Origin of the sequence: Miniphocaeibacter halophilus, from assembly GCF_016458825.1 — a bacterium.
Classification (GTDB): Bacteria; Bacillota; Clostridia; order Tissierellales; family Peptoniphilaceae; genus Miniphocaeibacter; species Miniphocaeibacter halophilus.
This window is the reverse complement of the sequence record NZ_CP066744.1, coordinates 1,438,416-1,464,034: the sequence shown is the minus strand read 5'-3', so window position 1 is coordinate 1,464,034 and position 25,619 is coordinate 1,438,416. Positions and strand designations below refer to the sequence as shown.

Annotated in this window: 20 protein-coding genes and 1 other annotated feature; of the genes, 5 read left to right on the top strand and 15 right to left on the bottom strand. The window is 29.3% G+C overall.

The genetic code is table 11. From position 1 onward, the window contains the following. Positions 1–8: 8 nt before the first annotated feature. From JFY71_RS07200 to glgB, 7 genes are read right to left on the bottom strand one after another with little or no spacing between them, the layout of a single operon-like run. A complete protein-coding gene (locus JFY71_RS07200) occupies positions 9–590 on the bottom strand; it encodes a hypothetical protein (RefSeq protein ID WP_243660135.1) in 582 nt (193 codons plus the stop codon). 1 nt (position 591) lies between these two features. Further along, a complete protein-coding gene (gene pulA / locus JFY71_RS07195) occupies positions 592–2,481 on the bottom strand; it encodes a type I pullulanase (RefSeq protein WP_243660134.1) in 1,890 nt (629 codons plus the stop codon). A 24-nt stretch (positions 2,482–2,505) separates the two neighbouring features. Continuing rightward, entirely contained in the window at positions 2,506–4,848 is a 2,343-nt protein-coding gene (gene glgP, locus JFY71_RS07190; protein WP_243660133.1) for a glycogen/starch/alpha-glucan family phosphorylase, read from the bottom strand. A 2-nt stretch (positions 4,849–4,850) separates the two neighbouring features. Then, positions 4,851–6,281: a glycogen synthase GlgA gene (gene glgA / locus JFY71_RS07185; protein WP_243660132.1), complete on the bottom strand. Its 1,431-nt coding sequence runs from the start codon at positions 6,279–6,281 to the stop codon at positions 4,851–4,853. A 3-nt stretch (positions 6,282–6,284) separates the two neighbouring features. Next, the gene (glgD, locus tag JFY71_RS07180; RefSeq protein WP_243660131.1) at positions 6,285–7,403 is read right to left on the bottom strand and encodes a glucose-1-phosphate adenylyltransferase subunit GlgD; all 1,119 of its coding nucleotides are present in this window, start codon (positions 7,401–7,403) and stop codon (positions 6,285–6,287) included. A gap of 11 nt (positions 7,404–7,414) precedes the next feature. Further along, positions 7,415–8,551: a glucose-1-phosphate adenylyltransferase gene (locus JFY71_RS07175; protein WP_243660130.1), complete on the bottom strand. Its 1,137-nt coding sequence runs from the start codon at positions 8,549–8,551 to the stop codon at positions 7,415–7,417. 2 nt (positions 8,552–8,553) lie between these two features. Further along, positions 8,554–10,464 (bottom strand): 1,4-alpha-glucan branching protein GlgB, encoded by a 1,911-nt coding sequence (gene glgB / locus JFY71_RS07170; RefSeq protein ID WP_243660129.1) that lies wholly within the window; start codon positions 10,462–10,464, stop codon positions 8,554–8,556. Between the two features lie 178 nt (positions 10,465–10,642). Then, positions 10,643–10,844: a binding site (T-box leader), on the top strand. 42 nt (positions 10,845–10,886) lie between these two features. Here glgB and JFY71_RS07165 point away from each other — a divergent pair. Genes JFY71_RS07165 through JFY71_RS07155 form a run of 3 tightly spaced genes read left to right on the top strand, consistent with a single transcriptional unit; the run spans position 10,887 to position 13,327 of the window. Beyond that, on the top strand, positions 10,887–11,879 hold the full coding sequence (locus JFY71_RS07165) for a transporter substrate-binding domain-containing protein (protein WP_243660128.1): 993 nt from the start codon (positions 10,887–10,889) through the stop codon (positions 11,877–11,879). Positions 11,880–11,937: 58 nt separating this feature from the next. Further along, the gene (locus JFY71_RS07160) at positions 11,938–12,606 is read left to right on the top strand and encodes an amino acid ABC transporter permease (protein WP_243660127.1); all 669 of its coding nucleotides are present in this window, start codon (positions 11,938–11,940) and stop codon (positions 12,604–12,606) included. Then, positions 12,599–13,327 (top strand): amino acid ABC transporter ATP-binding protein, encoded by a 729-nt coding sequence (locus JFY71_RS07155; RefSeq protein ID WP_243660126.1) that lies wholly within the window; start codon positions 12,599–12,601, stop codon positions 13,325–13,327. Before JFY71_RS07160 ends, JFY71_RS07155 begins: the two co-directional genes overlap by 8 nt. A gap of 22 nt (positions 13,328–13,349) precedes the next feature. On the opposite strand, the gene JFY71_RS07150 is transcribed toward JFY71_RS07155, so the two are convergent. The 6 genes from JFY71_RS07150 to cysK all read right to left on the bottom strand — a co-directional run bounded on the left by JFY71_RS07150 (position 13,350) and on the right by cysK (position 21,186). Continuing rightward, positions 13,350–14,984 (bottom strand): MBL fold metallo-hydrolase RNA specificity domain-containing protein, encoded by a 1,635-nt coding sequence (locus JFY71_RS07150; protein ID WP_243660125.1) that lies wholly within the window; start codon positions 14,982–14,984, stop codon positions 13,350–13,352. Positions 14,985–14,994: 10 nt separating this feature from the next. Further along, positions 14,995–16,005: an NADPH dehydrogenase NamA gene (gene namA, locus JFY71_RS07145; protein WP_243660124.1), complete on the bottom strand. Its 1,011-nt coding sequence runs from the start codon at positions 16,003–16,005 to the stop codon at positions 14,995–14,997. A 93-nt stretch (positions 16,006–16,098) separates the two neighbouring features. After that, a complete protein-coding gene (locus JFY71_RS07140; RefSeq protein ID WP_243660123.1) occupies positions 16,099–17,925 on the bottom strand; it encodes an ABC transporter ATP-binding protein in 1,827 nt (608 codons plus the stop codon). Further along, positions 17,922–19,673: an ABC transporter ATP-binding protein gene (locus JFY71_RS07135; RefSeq protein ID WP_243660122.1), complete on the bottom strand. Its 1,752-nt coding sequence runs from the start codon at positions 19,671–19,673 to the stop codon at positions 17,922–17,924. The genes JFY71_RS07140 and JFY71_RS07135 overlap by 4 nt, the downstream gene beginning before the upstream one ends. Before the next feature lie 10 nt (positions 19,674–19,683). Continuing rightward, entirely contained in the window at positions 19,684–20,121 is a 438-nt protein-coding gene (locus JFY71_RS07130; protein ID WP_243660121.1) for a MarR family winged helix-turn-helix transcriptional regulator, read from the bottom strand. A gap of 138 nt (positions 20,122–20,259) precedes the next feature. Next, a complete protein-coding gene (gene cysK / locus JFY71_RS07125) occupies positions 20,260–21,186 on the bottom strand; it encodes a cysteine synthase A (protein ID WP_243660120.1) in 927 nt (308 codons plus the stop codon). A gap of 109 nt (positions 21,187–21,295) precedes the next feature. On the opposite strand from cysK, the gene hydE reads away from it, so the two are divergent. Beyond that, positions 21,296–22,336, top strand: coding sequence for a [FeFe] hydrogenase H-cluster radical SAM maturase HydE (gene hydE, locus JFY71_RS07120; RefSeq protein ID WP_243660119.1), 1,041 nt, complete (start codon positions 21,296–21,298; stop codon positions 22,334–22,336). Here hydE and fdhD read toward each other — a convergent pair. Beyond that, a complete protein-coding gene (gene fdhD / locus JFY71_RS07115) occupies positions 22,333–23,046 on the bottom strand; it encodes a formate dehydrogenase accessory sulfurtransferase FdhD (RefSeq protein WP_243660118.1) in 714 nt (237 codons plus the stop codon). The two genes, hydE and fdhD, sit on opposite strands and share 4 nt — an antisense overlap. Before the next feature lie 11 nt (positions 23,047–23,057). After that, entirely contained in the window at positions 23,058–23,999 is a 942-nt protein-coding gene (locus JFY71_RS07110; RefSeq protein ID WP_243660117.1) for a LysR family transcriptional regulator, read from the bottom strand. Between the two features lie 114 nt (positions 24,000–24,113). Between JFY71_RS07110 and JFY71_RS07105 the strand changes: the two genes are divergently transcribed. Then, positions 24,114–25,505: an aspartate ammonia-lyase gene (locus JFY71_RS07105; protein ID WP_243660116.1), complete on the top strand. Its 1,392-nt coding sequence runs from the start codon at positions 24,114–24,116 to the stop codon at positions 25,503–25,505. The last annotated feature ends 114 nt before the right edge of the window (positions 25,506–25,619 follow it).

Sequence of the window (25,619 nt, the reverse complement as noted above, 5' to 3'; positions counted from 1 at the left end):
GTAACCTCCTATTTATAATATATTAAACCTTTATACAAAGATTTTCCTTCAAGCCAGCTATTTAAATCCAATATTTTCTTTTCCTTACCTGTAGTAGCAATTAATTCTACTTTACCATTATCATACTTTTTCATTCCTATTATACAAAACCATCTATTTTGAATATCCTTATCCTTAAAATTCCATGTTATCATAAGTACCGGACTATTTGAAAAAATTCCACTTTTTATATATTCATAAACAGAATTATTATTCCATTTCCAATAATTTTTCATTAAATGTAATTTTTTTCCCTTTAATCCAGTATATTTTTTTATTCCCCTATTCATCTGTAAAACAGAAATAGTTCTTTTACCTATATATCTACCTAACTCTTCTATTATTTCTAAATAGTTTTCTTCGTTTAATTCCTTATTGAATATACTGGAATAATCCTTATTATTCTTAGCTAGATAGATTATCATATTAGTAGCTTCTACTATACCTGAATCAAGTTTTATTTTTTCACTATTATATTTTTCTAAAGCCTTAGTGGAACTTTTAAATATGTTTTCAAAATTTTCAAGTTCATAAATTTCAATAATGTTCATATTAAATCTCTATTTCATAAATCTCGGTTTCTAAAGGAGCCATTTTAATAGAAAAACCTTGTTTTTCAAGTTTTTCATTAACTATACCATGGTCGTTAAATACCTTCTTAATATCTTTTACTTTATATATTTCATAGGATTGTGAAATATGTTTCTTTATTTTCTTTAGTGAAATTTCAAAATTATTTCTATTACAATTATGAATAATTAAAAGTATTCTATTATTGTGTTTTTTAATCGTATATATTATAATCCCGTCATTTGCCAATGGCAGAAAGAATAAGCTTTTTTTAATATCCTCATTTTTGAAAATTTTAAATTCCTGTCTGGTTTTCCTAAATTTAATAAGTTGGGCAATATAATTATATATGTCTATATTTTTCTCTTTTAACTGCCAGTTAATACCGTTTATTTCTAAAGGGGCATTATATGAATTATGGGACATTTTTTTATCTCTCATAAATTCATTTCCACTATGGAAAAATGGTATACCTAAAGATGTAAATAAAATATTAAAAACCATTTTATATATTTTATTAAGATTTTCCTTGTCATCTACAGATTTCAGTAATTTATCCATTATTATCAAATTATCATGGGCATTGAAATAATTTATACTCTCTGTAGCATTGTGAGCAAAACCCCTTCTACTTTTATCATAATCTATAGAGCCTGCTATACCTTTTTCTATACGGTTTTTTAAGTAGAAATCACCTTGAATATAACCCTTACCATTTCCATCGTTGTCGCCTTTAATAGCATCTCTAAAATCAGCATTAAAGACGGCAAACTCCTTTTCCTTTTGGCTACCTGCTAAAGTTCTTTCATTTATAGGTAGTGGACTGTCCAAGGCCATCCAAGGTTCACCATAAATAATAATATTAGGATTTATTTCCCTTAGTTTTTTTATGGCCATATTTATTGTTTCTATATCTATTAAGGCCATTAAATCAAATCTAAACCCATCTATTTTGTATTCTGTAGCATAATAAACAAGAGAATCTATTATAAATTTCCTACCCATTGTAGATTCGGACTTAAACTCATTTCCACAACCGGAACCATTTGAAAAATCTCCATTTCCATTTAACCTATAAAAATATCCTGGAGATAATATATTGAAATTCGAATCATTAGTCCTATAGGTATGATTATAAACAACGTCCATAATTACCGATATTCCATTTTCATGAAGTCTTTGTATCATGGTTTTGAGTTCATAAATTCTAGATATGGGATTTTCCGGATCTGTTGAATAGGAACCTTCTATATTGTTAAAAAGTTCCGGATCATAACCCCAATTGTAGTTAGTCTCTTTTAAATAACTATCTGAATCTTCATCTACTGTTAAATAATCATATATAGGCATTAAATGTACATGGGTAATTCCTAAATCTATTAAATTTTTTAATCCAGTAGAATAGCCATTATAATTGGAATTTAAATCTGCAAGTCCTAAAAATTTCCCCCTATATTCCTCTTTAGTATTTGAACTTTTATCAATAGAATAATCTTTAACATGGACTTCATAGATTATTGCATCTTTTATTTTATTATCTGGAGATTTATGTTCTCTAAATCCTTTTGGATCTGTCTTTTCCAAGTCCAAAACACAGGATTTAGTGCTATTAATAGAAGAAGCTACTGAATAAGGATCTGTTATTTCATATTTTCCCTCTATAATGTAATTATAGAATTTTAAATGTAAATCTCCCATTACCTTTATTTCAAATAAACCAAATCTATCCCTTTTCATCTTATATTCAGTTCTTCTAATATCTCTATAGTCATCATAAATTACTAAGGTTATATCTCTGCGTGAGGAAGACCAAATCCTAAATATCGTATATTCTTTTGTATATTCATATCCTAATTTTTTATTTATTTCCATATTTCTTAACACTCATCTCATTTATCATATGATTTTTTTAAATTCCTCTAATGAATAATCTACAGAGAACATTCCACTATGGGCCAAGTTTACTAATTGCATATTATTCCAACAAAATTTGTCCCTGTATCTTTGTTCAACTAATTTTTGTGCCCTTACATAAGCAGGAAAATCTTTAAAAATAAAAAAGCTATCATTATATTTTACAATTAAATTATATAATTTTTCGAAACTCTCTTTTAATAAAGTATTTCCACTAGATCTTATTCTTTTTATTAATTTGCTCAATTCATTATTGTTTTTAATAAATTCTGTAGGCTCATAATAATTATGCTTAAATTGATTGTCCAGTTCTTCCCTTGATAATCCAAATAAGAAAATATTATCTTCCCCTATTTCATTGCGAATGTCCAGGTTTAAACCTGTTCTACTACCAATTGTAAGTCCTGCATTAAACATATATTTAATAGCGGAAGCTCCTGCCATATCTATTCCCGGTGTTGAAAGTTGTTCATTAATATCAGCAGATGGAATTAATATCATAGCCTTTTCTATAGTCAGGTTTTCTATAAAAACCACTTTTAACTTACCTTTTATTGTTAAATCGGAGTTTACAACATAAGCCAATGTATTAATATAATTAATTATGGACTTAGCAGCCAAATAACTTTGAGAGGCCATTCCTCCAAAGAAAAACGTCCTGTCTGCTAGATCTATACTTGAATTTTCCTTTAAATCAAAATATAGTTTAGTTATATATAAGGCTGTTAAAAATTGTCTTCTATGTTCATGAAAATCCTTTAACTGCATATCGAATATAGAATAGGGATTTATTTTTATATTATAATTATTTTTAATATATTTTTCTATTTCTAATTTGTTTTCCCTTTTAATATTGTCTAATTCATTAAGTACTTTTTCATTATCTTTGTATTTTTCCAATTTAATTAAACATTTGGGATTTTTTATAATATCTTCGTTTAATAATTCACATAAATAGTCAGATTGTTTCTGATTCGCTAAATATAGCCAAGTTCTTTGACTTACACCACTTCTGTTTAGTATGAATTTTCTTGGGAAAATACTACTAAAGGTATTTAATCGTCCATCAGTAATAATTTTATAATGTAGTTCTGAAATAGCTCCTAAGCTATTGCTAACGAACAAAACAATATTTGTAAAATTAACCTTATTGTCGTTAATTATATATAATTCTTTTAATTCACTTTCTTTTAAATCAAATGTTCTTACTTTCAAAACTTCCCTTAACTTTTCATCTAAAAATTCTATTGCCTTTATTATTTTAGGACAGATTTCTTTTATTAAATTCATATCCCACATTTTTTTCTTTGAAGTAAAATCATCATAAGAAGTATAATTAAAAATCTTATTTGCTTTCTCATAGGCAAACTCATAACTACACCCTGTTATTTCTTTATATTCTTCAATAAATACAGGAATCGCCATTATTGTATGGGCCTCATTCATTTTAATAGAAACATATTCTTCTATTTTTAATAAATCTAATTCTTCTTTCTTAGTATTTGACAAAATATCCTTAACTGAACAAGTTGCATAAAAATACTCCTGTCCTAGTCTGATTTTTTTACCTACTATATTTGAATCTTCAGGGTATAAAAAGTTTATTATACTTTTAGTACTTATATAGTTATAATATAATTCGTTTAGGCTTCCTCTTAAAATTGCATCTACATCAATTAAATTATCGTTTATAATGGACCAAACCCTTAAAGTGTTTACGGTTTTTCCTTCATAGCCTAAAATTGGAATATCATAAGCCTGGGCCTGTACTTTTAGATTACTAAATTCTATATCATAGACTATATTTTTCCTATATTCCCATGGAAAACCAGCAGCAAGCCATGTATCTACTCTTTCTACTTGATTAAAATCCACTATTTCCTGCTTCAATCTGCCATTTTCATATCTCATTCCATATGCCATAAGATTTTCATTTACAGAACTGGCACTATCTAAAAAAGAAAATGAAAATCTACCTAAAGATTCTCCACCTAATCTACTTGTAGTATCATTCTCTAAAATCTCTTTAAATGTATAACCTAATTGATTAAAAGCATAATTAAACTCTTTTCCTAATTTAAGAAGTCCTATGTTTCTTGCTAAAAATTTTTCCGGCAAATATTCAAAGGATAAATAATAGATTCTTTTTCTGGAAAAAAATTTATCCTTGGTGTCTCTCCAAGGATATGAAATTATATCTTTTATAACTTCAGCAGTAGCAAGATAGACATCAAAGCTACTAGCCTCATGTCTATCTACTACTAATTTATAATTTAAGTTATGTTTTATTTTTTTTAGTAATTCTTCTCCACTAAATTTCAACATGATTACTTCACCAATTCTTCATATAGCTCGATATATTCTTTAGCAGATTTCTCCCAGTTATTTTCTTCATTCATTGCAGATGTTACAATGTTTTTCATTGATTTTTCATCATAATAAAATCTAATAGCCTGTCTAATTGTATATAGTAAATCATGAGCGTTTATGTTAGAAAAGCTAAAACCTGTTCCTTCACCAGTAAATTCATTATACGGTTTAACAGTATCTTTTAGTCCTCCTGTTTCCCTTACTATTGGTATTGTTCCATATCTCATAGCTATTAGTTGAGATATTCCACAAGGTTCTGCTAATGATGGCATTAATAAAAAGTCTGCTCCTGAATAAATTAAATGCGCTTCTTCATTGTTATAATAAATTCTAGCCCTTAATTTGTCTGGATATCTGTATTCAAAATACCTAAAAGCATTCTCGTACTTTTCATCACCAGTTCCTAAAATAACAACTTGAATATCCTCAGAATACAACAATTCGTCCATTATATAACAAACCAACTCAAGACCTTTCATTTCTACTAAACGTGATACCATTGCAAACATCGGTACGTCGTCTCTTATTTCAAGGCCAAATATTCTTTGAATTTCTCTTTTGTTTTCAATTTTTTTATCTATTGTTTTTAAATCATAATTTTTAGATAGGTATTTATCCTTTTTAGGATTCCACTCATCATAGTCTATTCCGTTGACTATTCCCTTTAATTTATACTCATGTTTTCTAATTACTCCGTCTAATCCTTCACCGAAATAATCGTATTTTATTTCATTAGCATAGTTTTTAGATACTGTTGTGAAATAATCACTAAATACTATTCCACCCTTCATAAAGTTTACTGCATCATAAAACTTTAAGGCTTCATCGTTAAAATACTCCGGTGATAAACCTGCTACTCTTAAAATATCTGCAGGAAAAACTCCCTGATATTTTAAATTGTGTATTGTGTATACAGCCTTAATATCCCAATAGTAGCTATCGCCACGTGCAAAATCTTTAATATACACATTAACCATAGCGGTATGCCAATCGTTAGAGTGTATGATATTCGGTTTAAATCCAATTACTTTTGGCAATTGAACACAGGCCTTGGAGAAAAATAAAAATCTTTCTCCATCGTCACCCTCACCATAAATTTTAGACCTATTAAAATATCTTTCATTATCTATAAAATAAAATTTTACACCTTCATGTTCTAGTTCCATTACTCCAGCATATTCATGAGCATTTCCTAAATCTACATAGAAATATCCTATGTAGTTCATTTCTGATTTATACTCCAAGGGTATTTTCCCATATAATGGCAATACTACCCTTATATCATGTCCCTGTCTTTTCATTTCCAATGGCAAAGACCCAGCAACATCTGCTAAACCACCTGTTTTTATAAAAGGCACTGCCTCAGATGTACAATATAAAATATTCATTTTTTATTTCTCCACTACTAAATTTTTCGCTATTACATAAGGAAGATTTTGACTTCCTACTATTGATACTCCTGACTTAACTGTAACATACTTGTCTGTTATTGTGTTAATTATTACAGCGTCAGATTCAATTTCTGTTTTTTGGAATAGGATGGAGTTCTTAATAATAGCTCCTTTTCCAATTTTAACTCCTCTAAAAATTATAGAATTTTCTACTTGTCCTTCAATAATACATCCATTAGCTATTAATGAATTAGAAACTTTAGATTCATCACTATATAAGGTTGAAGGTTCATCTTTAGATTTTGTTAAAAGAACACCGTTTTTATAAAAAATATCATCATAAAACTGTGTTTCCAATAATTTCATATTAGAATCATAAAAACTTCTTAAGCCACGTATTATTTCCACATTTTCTTTTTCTTCATGTAATCCAATTTTTAATCTACTACAATTATTGGCAATAGCTTCTGTTAAGTCCTTAGCATCTCCTTTTTCTATTGAGCTTTTAACTAGATTTATAAATACTTCTTTCTTTATAAACCCAACCTTAGTCAATAATGAAAACTTTTCTTGAGTACCTAAATTAGTGCCAATATTTACTAATTCTCCCTGAGAATTAAAAATCAGTTTTTTCTCACCAATATGTTTTCCTAACCCATCTTCTTTATTGGTATAAAATAGTAACACATCGTAATCTTCTTCAATAAATCTATCGTAAGTGTCTGTAAGATCTTCTTTGTCAATAAGCATTGGATCTACTACATATAAGTAATCCTCTTTAGCTTCTTCATAGAATGTCATCGTTTCATTTAAAGTTTCCAGTTGATTCGAGTTCATTCCATCAGGCCCAACTACTGCCGGAAATATTACAAGTCCACTTCTTCTTCTATTTAACTCCCAAGGAGCTCCATTTCCCACATGATCTAATGTTGATCTAATATTTCTGCCACCATATAATATAACATTTGAAAAATCGTTATTGGCTAAATTTGATAGAGTAAAATCAATTAATCTATATCTTCCACCATAAGGTAGCATATATGCGGGTCTAGTCTCACATAAAGATCCATACTGATTTGATGATTTTCCACCAATAATAACACCTATACATTTTTGCATAATACTACCTCCTAATCTACACAAATACCTTCGTCGTCAACTAAGTACACGTTTTTATCATCTGGAGAGCCTATCTCCTGTTTTTCATCAATTATACAGTCTTCATTTATAACTGCATTATAAACCTTGGCACCTTTTTTAATTACAACATTTGATAAAATTACTGAATTTACAACTTCAGCACCTTCTTCAATAATTACACTTGAAAATAAAACTGAGTTTTTAACTGTACCGTAAACTCTACAAGCTTCATTTATTAAGGCTTTTTTTACTACTGCTCCATTAGCTATAAAATGAGGTGGTAAGTTCTTAGCCTTTGTAAATATTCTTTCTTTTTTATCATATAAGTTTAAATTATTATCGTTTAATAAATCTAAATTTGCTTCCCAATAACTTTTTACAGTACCAACATCTTTCCAATAGCCATCGAATTTCCAAGCATACATATCGTATCCTTCATTTAAAATTGCCGGTAAAACATTCTTACCAAAATCATGGTCAGAGTCCTTGTCCTCTGCATCTTTAATTAAAAATTCTCTTAATGTAGACCAATTGAACATGTATATTCCCATAGATGCTAAATTGTTTTTAGGATTTTCCGGTTTTTCGTCAAATTCAACAATTTTATTGTCCTTATCGGTGTTTAGAATTCCAAATCTTGACGCTTCTTCCCAAGGCACTTCCATAACTGCTATTGTACAAGCTGAATTCTTTTCCTTATGATAATCTAAAAGTTCATTATAATTCATTTTATATATATGATCTCCAGATAAAATTAACACATATTCCGGTGCTAAATCATCTAGAAAATCAATATTTTCGTAAATAGCATTAGCAGTTCCTTCATACCATCTACCACCTTCTTCTGTTGCAAATGGAGGAAGCACTCTTAAACCACCACTGTTTCTATCATAATCCCAAGCAGCACCATTGCCTAAATGCGTATTTAAAAGAAATGGTTTGTATTGAGTCAATACACCTATATCTCTAATATCTGAATTTGTAGCATTACTTAAGGCAAAATCTATAATTCTATATTTTCCTCCAAATGGTACAGCTGGCTTAGCAATTTTCTTAGTTAAGCCTTTTAGTCTCGAACCTTGACCTCCAGCTAATAACATTGCTACAACTCGTTTTCTTGCTCTCATAACTACCTCCTATTTTTCTGCTTCATTTTGATAAACATTGCACCTAATGGTGGTAAATCTACCCTTATGCTATATTTTTTTGAATGTATTTCTTCTTTTTTAGTTTTATAGGCCTTGTTTCTTAGTAAATTTCCTCCATATTTTTGCATGTCACTATTTAACACTACTGAATAAGTTCCTTCCTTATCAACTCCTATAGGATAATTTTTTCTCAATACAGGAGTAAAATTATATGCACATATTAATTTTTCTCCCTTGTCAGAAATTCTTTCAAAAATAACTACAGATTCTTTATTATTGTCTACCTCTAACCAGTTAAATCCTTTATGGTCAAAATCCTCTTCCCATAAAGCTTTTTCTTTTCTATAAAAGTTATTTAACTCTGAAATAAATTTTTTATATCTTACATGTTTTTCAAAGTCTAAAACACCCCAAGTAATTGAATCCCACTCATTCCATTCATCAAATTGAGCTATTTCATTTCCCATAAAGTTCAATTTTTTTCCAGGATGTCCATACATATACATCATCAATAATCGCAATGAATCAAATTTTTCACTGTATTCTCCCGGCATCTTATTAATCATAGAGCCTTTCATATGAACAACTTCATCATGACTAAATGGTAAGATATAATTTTCGCTAAATGCATATATTAAACTAAATGTAAGTAAATCGTGATGATCTTTTCTAAATAATGGGTCCAGTTTTATATATTTTAAGGTGTCATTCATCCAACCCATATTCCATTTATAATTAAATCCAAGGCCATCTAGTTCAACAGGCATTGTTATATTTGGCCAAGCAGTTGATTCCTCTGCAATCATTAATGTGTTGGGATAATTTTTAAATATTATTGTATTTAATTCTCTAATAAAAGAAACAGCCTCTTTGTTTTCATTTCCACCGTCTTCATTTTTTATATCTTTACCTGTAAAGTTTAAATACAGCATATAAGCAACAGCATCTACTCTAATACCATCAATATGATAATAGTCATGCCAATATAAGGCGGAAGAAATCAAAAAGTTCCTAACTTCATTTTTTCTAAAATCAAAATTTAATGTACCCCATTGTTCATTTTCAGCCTCATAGGTATTTTGTGATTCATAAAGACCTGTTCCGTCAAATCTTGCTAGCCCAAAATCGTCTTTGCAAAAATGAACCGGTACCCAATCTAGTATTACACCTATGTTTTTTTGATGAAATTTATCAACTAAGTACATAAAATCCTTTGGTGTTCCAAATCTAGATGTTGGAGCAAAATAACCTGTTGTTTGATACCCCCATGAACCATCAAAAGGATATTCTGTAATTGGCATAATTTCAACATGGGTATATCCCATTTCCTTAACATAATTAACCAGTTCATCAGCTAACTCCACATAGGAATAGTAATCTCCATTATCCTTCTTTTTCCATGAAGCTAAATTTACCTCATATATACTCATAGGACTTTTGTAGATATCGGTCTTTTTTTTCTTATTTAACCATCTTTTATCATTCCATTTATAACCTTTAAGATCATAATATTTGGAAGCTGTTTTTGGTTTTAGCTCTGCATGGAAGGCATAAGGATCAGCCTTATATTTAATTTCATCATTCTTTGTTACAATTCTATATTTATAAGAATCATATTCTTCTACACCAAATACATTAATAATCCAAATTCCTGTTTCTCCTATCATTTTCATAGGAAGATTATAATCATCCCAATCGTTAAAATCTCCTACTAAATTGACATATTTAGCATTAGGTGCCCACACAACAAATCTTACAGTTTCCTTATCATCTTCTATGTACTTATGAGCTCCTAAAAATTCATAGGACTTTTCATTAATTCCTTTATTGAATAAATACGCATCTTCCTCGCCGTTTTCAGTATAATAATAATTAACAATTGGTTTTTTCATTACAGCCTCCATTGATTTCAAATCGTCTTAATTTATTACTTTGATTATAACATAACATAAATTTATAGCTTTATTATTATTTACCCAAATTAATTAATTTATATAAATATATTTTATAAAAGATAAATATATTTTACATACTTGACATAAGTTAAAATATTTAATAGAATATTGTCAATAATTTACTATGAACTAGGGATTTATTTTAATATTATTTTAGCGAGTTGAGTTTGGTGAAAGTCAACATAATATATTATAAATCGAGGACTAGGGAGTATATATTACGAGTATTACAAGTAATATACGTTAACTGCGTTATAGTTTAAGTGGATATAGGAATATATCAATTAGAGTGGTACCGCGGATTTTTCGTCTCTTTCTTAGTTAAGAAAGAGATTTTTTTATTTTTAGGAGGGATTTAATTGAAGAAAAAAATATTAGCATTATTATTAATTGCAGCATTTACATTAACTGCATGTGAAAAGGTAGAAAAGACAGATACTTCAAATTCAACTACTGCAAGTAAAGAGGAAGTTACTGAAGCTACTACGGAAAAAACTGAAGTTACTGAAAAGGCATTAGCTGAAATGAGAGAAGCTTATGAAGTTTCCGTAGATGATTTAAAGGCTGAAGATTACCCGGAAGACAGTACAATGCATAAAATATTAACAGATAAAAAGTTAATAGTAGCTACTAACGCAGCCTATCCACCATATGAATATAGATTAATGGTAGAAGGTAAATCGGAATTTGGTGGAATTGATATGGAAATGGCTAGACTACTAGCAAAGAAAATGGATGTAGAGTTAGAAATTGTAGACACCTCTTTTGACAGTTTAATAGCTGGACTTCAAAGTGGAATGTATGATCTCTTACTGGCAGGAATGAACAAGGACCCGGAAAGGGAAAAACAAGTTGACTTCACAAGTGACTATTATTTTCCTACTTTAGTTCTACTTGTTAGGGAAGCCGATTTAGATAAATATAAAACTGAAAAAGATATTCCTGACGACTTTAAATTCGGTAACCAAATGGGAACAGTTCAAGAAAATGTTACTAATGCACATTTTCCTAATGCAAAAGATAATTCTTTATATTTGAAAAACTATCCAGACTTAACTGCTGCTTTAGAATCCGGACAAATTGATGGATTATTAGTTGAAGATATAATAGCTAAGGCTTTTATAGCACAAAACCCTAAACTGGCAATCTCCGAAGGAATCAGTTATCCTGGGGAAACAGGTTTTGCCGGTGCTCTAAAAAAAGATGACAAAGATTTTCAAGATTACTTAAATACCTTTATAAAAGAAATTCAAGACAATGGAACTTTTGATAAAATAGTTATTGATAGTAATGAATTAGCAGGAGTTGCAGAAGAGTCATCGGAAGAAACCAGTACAGAAGCTACCGAATAAAAAATTACAGTAGAGTTTGAGTTTTCAAACTCTACTGTCTTTAATAAAGGAGATATATATGAATTTAAGCATTGAAAACTTTCTAGCTCTTCAAGAATTCATTCCTATGTTTCTACAAGGTATTAAAAATACATTGCTATTGTCTATAATAGGAATATTCTTTGGAATTATATTAGGAATGATTTTGTCCTTATTTCGATTATCACGATTTAGAATATTAAGGGGAATTTCTTTAATTTACTTAGAGTTTTTTAGATGTACGCCATTAATGGTACAAGCATTTTTTATATTTTTTGCTCCACCGGAATTATTTGGTATTAAATTTTCACCATTTTATGCAGGTGCCATAGCCATGTCACTTAATAGTGCTGCCTATGTTTCGGAAATTATTCGTTCCGGCATTAATTCTGTTGATAAGGGGCAAATGGAAGCATCTCGTTCATTGGGACTTAGTTATGGTAAAACCATGCGCTATGTAATAATTCCCCAAGCAGTAAAAAATATACTTCCTACTTTAGGAAATGAATTTGTTGCTATTATAAAAGAAACATCAACCTTAACTGTAATAGGAGCAGCTGAGGTAATGTATACTACAGACAGGGTTAAAGCTTCTTCCTTTCAAACTACAGCCCCTATTATTGTTGCAATGGTAATTTATTTTGTAATTACTTTTACCTTGTCTAGGGTTATTGCATATTTTGAAAGGAGGATGAAGGTAAGTGATTAAAGTTGAAAACCTCCATAAGAGCTTTGGAAAAAAAGAAGTTTTAAAGGGTATGAATATAGAAATAAAAAAGGGTGAAGTAGTTGTTGTTATTGGACCATCCGGTTCAGGAAAGTCCACTTTTTTACGTTGTTTAACAAGACTTGAAGAACCAACTAAAGGAAAGATTTTTCTTGAAGATGTAGAAGTTACCGACAAAAAAACCGATATTAATCTTATAAGACAGGAAATGGGAATGGTTTTTCAGCATTTTAATTTATTTCCCCATTTAACAGTTAATGAAAATATAACTTTGGCACCAATACAAATTAAAAAAATATCTAAAGATGAAGCTAGAAAAATTTCAAAGGATTTACTGGAAAAAATGGGATTACCTGAAAAAATAGACGCTTATCCTAATAGCCTTTCCGGCGGTCAAAAACAAAGAATTGCAATAGCAAGGGCTTTGGCTATGAATCCTAAAGTTATGTTGTTTGACGAAGCTACTTCAGCTTTAGATCCAGAAATGGTAGGAGAAGTTCTTCAAGTAATGAAGGACCTTGCTAAAGCAGGAATGACAATGGTTGTTGTTACCCATGAAATGAACTTTGCAAAAGAAGTTGGAAGCAGAATAGTTTTCATGGATGATGGTGTCATTTTAGAAGAAGGTAGTCCGGAAAAAATCTTTAACAACCCTGAACATAAAAGAACTCAAGATTTCTTAAAAAGAGTTTTAGAAGTATAAGGTAAAAAGAAGTGATAAAATATCACTTCTTTTTGTTTTCAACATATCTTGTTAAATCCATAAGATTGTCTTTTATTTCGTTTAAATTTCTTTTTACTTCAGAATATTTTTTTAAATCAACATCTTTAAAATTAATAGAAAGATCCTGTTCTTTTAATTGCTTCATCCTTTCAATTATATGCTCTATTTCTAAATATAAATTGAATTCCATTTCCTCTTTTGAAATTTCATCATATACTTTTTCCTCATTTGGTTTTAATTCATATTTTGAATATAGTTCAGGTATTTCACAATTTAATTTTAAATTGTTAGTAAGTGTTTTATAGAATTCTTTCTGTTCGTCATTTTCTCCATGTACTATAAAAACTTTTTTAGGTTTTGTAGTAAATGAATTTACCCAATCTAATAACATTGGTTCATCGGCATGTCCTGAAAATCCATCTAGATTATAAATACTGGCTTTTACAGCTATTTCTTCACCTAGTATTTTTACTGAGTCCTTACCGTCTAAAAGTATTCTCCCTAGTGTTCCCTTTGCCTGATAGCCTACAAAAACAACCGCTGAGTTTTCATCCCATAGGTTATGTTTTAAATGATGTCTTACCCTACCGGCATTGGCCATTCCTGATGATGATATAATGACCCTTGGAAATTTAACTTTATTTAATGCAATAGACTCATCTACTGAGGAAATATACTTTAAATTATCAAATTCAAAAACATTATCTCCTTTGAATATTAAATTTTTAGCCTTATCGTTAAAAAAATATGTGTTATTTAAAAAGGCTTCAGTTGCCCTTAAAGACATTGGACTATCTACATAAATTGGAACCCGTTGATGATATTCAATATCTTCATTATATTCATAATATTCATTTAATTCATAAATAATTTCCTGAGTCCTACCAACAGCAAAAGCCGGTATTATTACCGTTCCTCCTTTTGCTGAAGTTTCATCTATTATTTTTATTAGATTTTGTATTATGTTTTCACGATTTTCATGAACTGTATTTCCATAGGTTGACTCAACTATTAAATAATCCGCATCTTTTATATAAGTTGGGTTATTTAGTATAGGTTTATTAGGCATACCTAAATCTCCTGAAAAAACAAGTTTAGTTGTTTTCTCATCTTCTGTTATCCATAATTCTATTATTGCAGAGCCTAATATATGACCAGCATCAGAAAATCTAAATTTAACATTATCATTTACTAATATTATTTCATCATAATAGCATTCTCTAAAATTATTTAAGGAATTTTCTGCGTCTTTTGTTGTATATAATGGTTCATTTAATGGTTTTCCAGCTCGCATTCGCTTTTTATTATCCCATTCTGTATCTGTTTCCTGAATTTTTGCACTGTCTAATAACATAATATTACATAGGTCTACAGTTGGTTTTGTTGCAAATATATTTCCTGTAAATCCTTCTTTTACAAGTAATGGTATTCTTCCACTATGATCTATATGTGCGTGAGTAAGAAGCATAAAATCAATTTCTTCCGGATTAAATTTAAACCCTTCTCTATTTAAAGCTTCTGTTTCATCATTACCTTGGAATAAACCACAATCTATTATAAACTTTTCATTTTTTGTTGTAATTAAAAAGTTCGATCCTGTTACCATTTTAGCTGCACCTAAAAATTGTATATCCATATTTCCTCCATTAATAAGCTCTTTCAAATTGTTTTAAATAATCTATATCTATCTTGTTGTTTTTAGCAAAGTCCATAACCAAGTTCGGATTTCTAAGTAAGCCTCTTCCTATTGCTACTAAGTCACATTTTTCTTTTTCAATTAAATAATTTGCTAAGCTATAATCCTCTAACAAGCCTACTGCAATTGTTGGAATATTTAATGCCTTTTTTATTTTTTCAGCAAATTCAGCTTGATAACCTCCATATACCTTTATATCTACAGGAACTAATCCTCCTGATGATACATGAACAATATCAATATATTCTTTAACTTCCAATAAAATATCAATAATCATATTTATATCTATGCCTTGGGCCACATAGTCAGATGCTGATATTCTTAAAGAAATGACTTTATCTTCTGGCCAATATTTTTTTACTTCTTTTAATATTTCCTTTAATAATCTAGTTCTATTTTTTAAATTACCACCATATTCGTCTTCTCTTTTATTTGTAATTGGAGAGAGAAATTCATGTATTAAATAGCCATGGGCACCATGGATTTCTATTAAATCAAAACCTGCTTTTAAAGCTCTTTTTGAAGCTTCTCCAAAGGACTTTATTACTCTATTAATATCATCTTTGTCCATTTCCTTTGGTAAGGTATATTCTTCATTAAATTTAATAGCGGAAGGAGCAAAATGAATTAAATCTTTAGTTTCAGATTTTCTTCCTGCATGGGCTAACTGTATACCTACTTTAGAACCAAATCTATGAGAAAAATTTACTATGTTTTTTAATTCGTCTATGTATTCATCGTTGTAAATTCCCAAATCATCATCAGTAATTCTTCCATTGGCCATTACTCCTGTAGCTTCCAATATTATTAAGCCAACTTGTCCTAAAGCAAAAGAGCCATAGTGAACCTTATGAAAATCATTTGCAAATCCATTTTTTGCACTATACATGCACATTGGTGGTAAAACGATTCTATTTTTTAAATTTAAGTTTTTTATTTTATATTCTGACAACAATGACATATTAATCACCTCAAGTATATTTTACCCAAAAAACCATTTATAACGATATAAAAAAACATCTTTAGAAGAAAATCCTTCCAAAGATGTTTAAAATTAACCTGCCTGTTCAAATTGACTGTTGTATAGATTTGTATAAAATCCATTTTTAGCCATTAATTCTTCATGGTTTCCGCTTTCTATTATGTCACCATTATCCATAACAAATATCATGTCGGAATTTTTTATTGTAGATAATCTATGGGCAATAACAAAGGATGTCCTTCCTTCCATAAGTTTATCCATGGCTTTTTGAATTATAACTTCTGTTCTAGTATCTACAGAACTTGTTGCCTCATCAAGTATTAGCATTGGAGCATTTTCCACCATTGCTCTTGCTATTGTCATTAACTGTTTTTGTCCTTGGGATAAATTTGTCTTATTATCTAAAACCGTATTATATCCTTTTGGTAGAGTTCTAATATAATGATCTAGTCCAACAGCTTTACATGCTTTTACAACCTCTTCATCTGAAACATTGGTCTTACTATATTTTATATTCTCTTTAATTGTACCTTCAAATATCCAAGTGTCTTGTAATACCATACAGAATAAATCATGTACATTTTCCCTTGTAATTTCTTTTATATCTACTCCGTCAACAGATATTTTTCCACTATTCAATTCATAAAATCTCATTAACAAATTAACTAAAGTCGTTTTTCCTGCTCCTGTCGGTCCTACAATTGCAACTTTTTGACCGGCCTTTGCCTCTGCAGAAAAATCTTTAATTATTATTTTATCTTCGTCGTAGCCAAATCTTACATGTTCAAACTCAACATTTCCATTGACCTCTTTAGGGTTGATGGATTTAGTTTTATAGGATTCATCTTCTAATTCTTCTTCTCCTAAAAATTCAAAAACCCTTTCTGATGCTGCTGCTGTAGATTGTAAGCTTGTTGCTGCTTGAGCTATTGTAGTTAAAGGATTTGTAAACTGTCTAATATAGATCATAAAGGAAACTATAACACCAAAGTTCATCATTCCTTTTGCTACCATTATTGCACCTACAACTGATACTGCTACATACCCAAAGTTACCAATAAAACCCATAATTGGATTCATTATACCTGAAATAAATTGTGATTTCCATGCAGAATCGTACAGGTCATCATTTATTTCATTAAACTCCTCTTTAATTTCCCCTTCAGCATTGTAAACTTTAATAATAGTATGTGCTCCGTACATCTCTTCAACATAACCATTCATTTCACCTAGTGATTGTTGTTGTCTTGTAAAATATTTTTGTGATTTAGACATTATTATTATCATTAAACTAAAGCCTACTATTGTAGATGCAATGGCCGTTAATGTTAATATAGGATTAGTTCTAAACATCATATATAAAGAACCAAAAAACATCGCTATTGCTCCTGCCAAAGAGCCTATACTTTGATTTAAAGATTGACTGATTAAATCAACATCATTAGTTGCCCTACTCATTATGTCACCAAGAGTAGTTGAGTCAAAATATCTTAAAGGAAGTTTATTGATTTTAATTGATATATCTTTTCTTAATTTTTTAGATACTCCTTGAATTACTGTAACCATAAAAAATTCTTGTAAATACAAGAGTCCTGCTCCTATTAAATAAAGAGCTACTAAGGTATAACAAATTTTTTCAATGGCTGCAAAATCCATTTCACCTTTTATTCCGGCCAAAATTAAATCTGAAATTTCCCCTAATCTTCTTGGTCCATTTAATAACATAATCGTTCCAACAAAGGAGAATATTATAGCAACAATAGTTTGAATTCCGTATACTTTAAAATATCCTAATAATTGTCCCCAAGCTTTTTTAAAGTCTTTTGCTTTAGCATATTTACCACTTTGAGTATTTGCAGCAAAAGAGTTTCTTTTTCTTAATTCTCTATTTTTTTTCATGCAAGTTCCTCCTGTGATAATTGGGAATAAGCTATTTCCTGATAAACCTTACAATCCTTAATAAGTTCTTCATGAGTGCCTAAACCAGCCATTTCCCCATCTTCCATAACAAGTATTTTATCTGCGTTTTTTATTGATCCAATTCTTTGAGAAACAATAATATTAGTTGCATGACTTGTTTCTCTATCTAAAGCTTGCCTTAACATCTTATCGGTTTTAAGGTCTAAAGCTGAAAAAGAATCATCGAATATATATATTGCAGGATCTCTTGCTATGGCTCTTGCTATAGAAATTCTTTGTTTTTGTCCACCGGAGAAATTAGTTCCTCCCTGTGCTACATAGGAGTCTACTCCGTCCTCTAATTTATTAACAAAATCTGCAGCTTGAGCAATTTCTAAAGCGTTTTGTATAGCTTCATCTGTAATATTTCCTTTTCCATTGTCACCATAGTCAATATTAGATCTTATGGTTCCGGAAACCAATATGGTCTTTTGTGAAACATATCCTATATAATTATCTAATATATTTAATTTATAATCCCTTACATTAATTCCATTTACAAGTACCTCACCTTCAGTAGCGTCATAAAATCTTGGAATTAAATCTACTATTGTAGATTTACCACTACCTGTTGAACCTATTATTGCCAGTGTTTCTCCCGGTTTAACTTTAAAATTTATGTTTTTCAAAACATATTCTTCTGCATCAGGATATTTGAAACATACATTTTTAAATTCAACTTCTCCAATATTATCCTTAACTTCTGTAACATCACCATCAAGAATTGAAGGTTTCGTATCTAGGACTTCATTAATTCTGTTTGCAGACACTTGGGCCCTTGGCATCATTATAAAAATCATAGTTAACATCATGAATGAAACTACTACTTGAGTTGCATAGGATGTAAAAACTACCATATCGCTAAACAAATTAATTTTTTCCATATATCCGGCATTATAAATTAAATATGCTCCCATCCAATAAATAGCCAAACCTATACCATTCATTAAGATTCTCATCATTGGATTGAGCATTCCCATTAATCTTCCTGTAAATAAATTATTTTTAGTTAAGTCTTCATTTGCTTTTTCAAATTTATTTTCTTGATACTCTTCAGCGTTATATGCTTTAACCACTCTTATTCCAGTAAGATTCTCTCTAATTACTCTGTTTATAGAGTCTATTAGTTTTTGTACTCTTCTAAATCTTGGTAAAGCAAATATTCCAATTATTGCAATTACTACCATCATAATCAAAACGGCTATTCCTGTAGTTAGTGACCACTGCCAATTTTTACCATAAATTTTTAAAATTGCCCATACAGCCATTATTGGTGCCTTTATCATCATTTGTGCACCTATTGCAATAATCATTTGAATTTGAGTTATATCATTAGTTGATCTTGTAATTAAACTATCTGTAGAAAATTGTTTGATTTCTTCTTTTGAAAATTCTTGTACTCTATTGAAAACCGTTCCTCTAAGACGTTTACCAAATACTGCGGCTATTTTTGCTGCAAAAAAACCACAAATTATAGCTGCTCCTAAACTTCCTAGTGCACAAATTACCATTCTAATACCAATATTAATAATTTCACCTAAGGAACCATTTGTTTGTAGTATTTGTGTTATTTGTGTCATATAATCCGGTATTTTCAAATCTAAAAATACCTGAGTAGATATAAACACAACGTTAATTAAAAAGAAAAACCACTCTCTAGGTTTTAAGAATTTTAATAACCTTAACATCTATTCACCCCTATTCCATATCTTTTTTTAAATTACTAACCATCTCTTGTAATACTTCAAAAAAAATATCTAAATTTTTTTCATCAATATTTTTAAAAATAATTTTTTCTATTTCTTCTTTACTTTTTAAAATATTTTCGTTAAGTTCTTTAGCCTTTTCCCCTAAAATAATCTGTTTTAATCTAGCATCCTCTTTAACGGAAACCCTCTTTACATAACCTTCTTTTTCCATTGAAGATAATATTTTTGATAGCCTAGATTTTTTCATTGAAAACTCTTCCTCTATATCCTTTTGAAAAATCACTTTATCTGAATTTTGAAATATAAATTTTAAAATAAGTCCAGAAATCGGAGATAGGTTTCCATCAAAGGATTTGTGTAGTTCTTCAATTCTTTTATTTAAGAAGAAATTTATAGTTTTTAATTGTATTACTAATTCCCTTTTCATTTTGACTCCCACATATAAGATAGTTAGTTTACTAATTGTTTCTTTGGAAACTAAATCGTACTAAACTATTATAGTTACTTTTAAAAATTTTGTCAACAAAAAAACAACATTAATATTTATTAATGTTGTTAATATTTTTTAATTAAATAATCTTGTTGAAAAATACCTATCTCCACTATCCGGGAAAATTATTACAATATTTTTTTCATTATATTTTTCCTTCTTTGATATTTCCACAGCCCCATATAAAGCCGCTGCTGAAGATAATCCTAAAAGCAAGCCTTCTTTTTTTGCTAGTATTTTCCCATATTCATAAATTACCTCATTGTCTACCTTAACTATTTCATCATAGATATTTCTATTTAAAATACTTGGAATAAAACCTGCCCCTATTCCCTGTATTTCGTGTGGACCTGGATTATCTCCTGAAAGTACAGCTGAAGTTAGCGGTTCTACTGCTACTATTTCAATATTTTTATTCTTCTCTTTTAAATACTCTCCAACTCCTGTAATAGTACCGCCGGTTCCTACTCCTGCAACTAAAACATCTATATTACCATCCATATCCTTCCAAATTTCAGGGCCAGTTGTAATTTTATGAGCTTTAGGATTTTCCTTATTTTCAAATTGTGATGGGATAAAACTATTAGTATATTCCTTAGAAAGTTCTTTTGCTCTATCAATTGCCCCCTTCATTCCCTTGGAACCTTCTGTTAAAACTATTTCAGCTCCAAAGGCTTTAAGTATATTCCTTCTTTCCTCTGACATGGTCTCTGGCATTGTTAAGATCATTTTATAACCCTTTACAGCAGCAATGGCTGCTAATCCTATACCTGTATTGCCTGAAGTAGGCTCAATAATAATAGTGTCCTTGTTTATTCTTCCTTCTTTTTCTGCCTGCTCAATCATTTGCTTAGCAACCCTATCTTTAATACTTCCTTCCGGGTTTAAATATTCTAATTTACCAAATAAATTAGATTTTAAATTAAAATGCCTTTCTATATTATTAAGTTTCATAATTGGTGTATTACCTATTAAATCTAAAATACTATTATTTATATTCATATAATCGTCTCCTAACAATTAAATATATAGTAACAATGGACTGTATATTATATTGTATAATATAATAGAAAATGTAAAAAGATATATTAAAAGAAACTTTGGAGACTATATGAATGATTTAGTAAAAAAACTTTTTGAAAACAAAACTTTAAGTAATGAGGAATTTTTAACTATACTAGCTGACAATAAATACGATGAAGATTTAAAAAAAGCTGCCAATATAAGAAGAGAAGAATATTACGGAAAAGATGTCTATATTAGGGGCCTAATTGAATTTTCCAATTATTGTAAAAACAATTGTTTTTACTGTGGAATAAGAGCTGGTAATAATAAGGCCAGTAGGTATAGGTTAAATACAGACGACATTTTAAACTGTTGTAGGGAAGGATATAAATTAGGTTTTCGTACCTTTGTGCTACAAGGAGGAGAGGACCCTTATTTTACAGATGATATTTTTATTGAAATTATTGCAAAAATTAGAAGTAAATTCCCGGATTGTGCAATAACACTTTCCCTAGGCGAAAGGAATTATAAAAGTTTTAAGAATTTTTTTGATGCCGGAACTAACAGGTATTTATTAAGGCATGAAACGGCTAATGAATATCATTTTAATAAAATACATCCTAATAATTTAAGTTTAGAAAATAGAAAAAAATGTATTTTTCAATTAAAAGAAATAGGATACCAAGTCGGTTCCGGTTTTATGGTCGGTTCCCCTTTTCAAAAACTAGAATATTTAGTTGAAGATTTGCGTTTTTTAGAAACTCTTCAACCTGATATGATAGGCATCGGTCCATTTTTAAGTCATAAGGACACGCCTTTTAAAAACTTTGAAAATGGAAGTATGGGACTTACTATAAAGTTAATATCAATATTACGACTTATGTTTCCATATTCCTTAATTCCTTCAACTACTGCTCTTGGCACTATTCACCCTGAAGGAAGAGAGCTCGGTTTAAAAGCCGGAGCAAATGTTGTAATGCCAAACCTTTCACCTTCCAATGTAAGAAATAAATATGAGCTTTATGACAATAAAATTTATTCAGGAAGTGAAGCTGCAGAAAGTATAGAGTTATTGACTAGGTTAATTAAAAAATCTGGTTTTAATATTTCAGTAAATCGTGGTGATGTAAAAAGGACAACAATTTAGTTGTCCTTTACTCTATAGCTGTTAGCATAAATATGATATCTATTATTTCTTGTAAAACCACATAAGGTAATTCCCTTTTCTCTGGCTAGCTCAATTCCTAAATTTGTTGGAGCTGATCTTGAAATCATAATTGGTACTTTCATTTTTGAAATCTTTGTTACAATTTCAATAGGTAGTCTTCCGGAAAAAGCAATTATTTTATTAGACATATCTATATTATTTAAAATACAATACCCTGCAATTTTATCTAAGGTGTTATGCCTTCCAATATCCTCCATATAGACTATAACTTCATTATTAGATATTAGTGCTGCACAATGAACTCCACCTGTTTTTTCAAATAATTTCGCCTTGTCTTCCATTAACTTAATCTGCTTAGGAATTTCTGTTGACAATATTTCTATATTTGAATCATTTTTTTCAAGTTCTATTTGTTTTTCCTCTGTACTTCCCTTAATTTTTAAGTCCATTATGCCTTCTGTATCAATATCTATAGAAATAACATCATCCTTACTATTAATATATCCATTCATCCATAAAAACCCTACAGCCATTTCCTTTAAATTAAAGGGAGAGCATACAATTTTAAAAATCTTTTTATCATTTATAAAAATATCGATTTTACTTTCTTCTACTATGTTTTCAATATTTTTTTCAAAAACACCATTATTAAATGTATAAACTTCATAATTTAAAAATTTCTCTTTCATAATCACCTTTCTTAACTAAAGTTTTTTGCAATTTTTAAAAATTCTTTAACAGCCTTACTTAAAAATTTATTTTTTCTATAAAAAAATGAAATATCCCTATCTGATTCATATTTATTCAATTTATATAAACAAATATTAGGATTTGGTCCTACATTTCTTATTAAAAAATCACTTATAAAAGAAATACCTATTCCATAACTAGTTAGATTATAGGAGGTTATTTGTTGTTCTAACTCCAATATAATCCTAGGGTTTATATTTTCATAAGCAAGTTTTTTATCTGCTCTTTTTCTTGTATCATTGCCTTCTTTTAACAATATAAAAGGATCATCTTTAAATATTTTTAAGGGAATTGAATCTACATTATCCTCTAAAAATCTTCCAGATATAACATCCTCATAATTTAATTGAAAATCCTCTACAAGTTTATTTGATTCTATTTTCTTTGGAACAGCTAATAATATATTATCCTTTCTATGAAATTGCTTTATATATTCATTTTTGTCATATTTATAATTATCTATTGCTATGTCTATAGTGCCATCATTTAAATATTTCATCAAATTTGAAGATTTAGCCTCAACAATATCCACACTTACCTTTGGATATTTTTCTATAAATGTTGAAACTATTGGTGGTAGTAGGTAGGAAGTATATTGGTGGGTTCCACCAATAGCTACTTTACCGGCCTTTAAATCAGCAACATCATTAATATATTCATCAAAATTCTGTTCCAGTTCCAGTATTTTCTCAATGGTTTTTATATATTTCATTCCAATATCTGTAACACCTATTGGTTTTGTAGAGCGGTCAAATATTTCATATCCTATTTCCTTTTCTATTCTCTTTATAGTACCACTTAAAGAAGGTTGGGATATATACAAATTATTTGCCGCTTTCGAAAAACTTCTTTCCTTATATACTTCATAAACATATTCTATTCCTGTAAACATTATAACCTCGCACCTATACTTATATGATAATATTTGTATTTGATTATATAGTATTCCAATCATAGAATATAAGCAAGAAGAAGATTTGTTTTTTTATATTATCAGGAGGTTGTTATGGATAATTTTAGAATAGAAAGCGATTCAGTTGGAGAGTTAAAAATACCTACTAAGGCTTATTATGGCGTTCAAACTTTAAGAGCAAAAAACAATTTTAATATAACTGGAAGAAAAATGCATAAAGATTTAATTATATCTTTAGCTGAAATAAAAAAAGCATCAGCAGTATCTAATATAAAAACCGGTCAATTGGACACAGCAATTGGAACAGCGATTATTAAAGCCTGTGATGAAATTATAAATGGAAAATACCATGAAGAGTTTATTGTTGACCCTATACAAGGTGGAGCAGGAACTTCTGCAAATATGAATGCAAACGAAGTAATTGCAAATATCGCCTTGGAAATATTAGGAAATAACAAGGGAAATTACTCCTTAATTCATCCAAATGATCATGTAAATATGAGTCAATCTACTAATGATGTTTTCCCAACTGCAGGGAAAATGACAATAATAAAATTATTAAAAAATTTAAAAAAGGAAATTAATAATCTGTATAAGGCATTAATAGCAAAATCAGAAGAATTTGATGATGTAATCAAAATGGGCAGAACCCAACTTGAAGATGCTATCCCTATAACTTTAGGTCAAGAATTTAGCGCTTATTCCCAAGCTATTAAAAGGGACTTAAAAAGAACTGAATTAGCAATAGAGGAAATGGAATATGTAAATATGGGAGCAACTGCCATTGGTACAGGATTAAATGCAAAAAAGGATTACATTGACAATATAGTTTCAGAATTAGATGAAATATCCAATTTAAATTTAAAACAAGCTCCTAATTTAATAGATGGTACACAAAATTTAGATTGTTTTACCATAGTGTCAGGTTATTTAAAAGCTTTAGCAGTTAATCTATCAAAAATTTCCAACGATTTAAGACTTATGAACTCCGGACCAAGAACCGGTTTAGCAGAAATAACATTACCACCTAAACAAAATGGTTCTTCCATAATGCCTGGTAAAATTAATCCTGTAATTCCGGAAGTGGTAAATCAAATTTCCTTTAACGTTATAGGAAATGATACTACCATAACTATGGCTTGTGAAGCTGGACAGTTGGAATTAAACGCTTTTGAACCAATTATTTTTTACAACTTATTTGAATCAATAGAAACTTTAACCTACGGTATAAAAACTTTTACCGATAATGCAATTAAAGATTTAGTTGCCAATAGAGAAAACTGTAAAAAACATGTAAGCAACTCTATAGGACTAATTACTGCAGTTAATCCCTATATAGGCTACCAAAAATCAGCAACAATCGCAAAAGAAGCTTTAAAATCAGGTAAAACTATAAGAGATTTATTAACTAAAGAACATATTTTTTCAAACAATGAAATAGATAATGTCTTAGACCCTTATAAAATGATTAAACCTAAAAACTAGGGAAAGTGGCCAAGCCACTTTCCCTAGTTTTTAGATTTATTAGATAAATATATTTTTTTACTTAGATAATTAAGAAAAGACTCTTAAAACTTTCTTTAGAATGAAAGTTCCAAG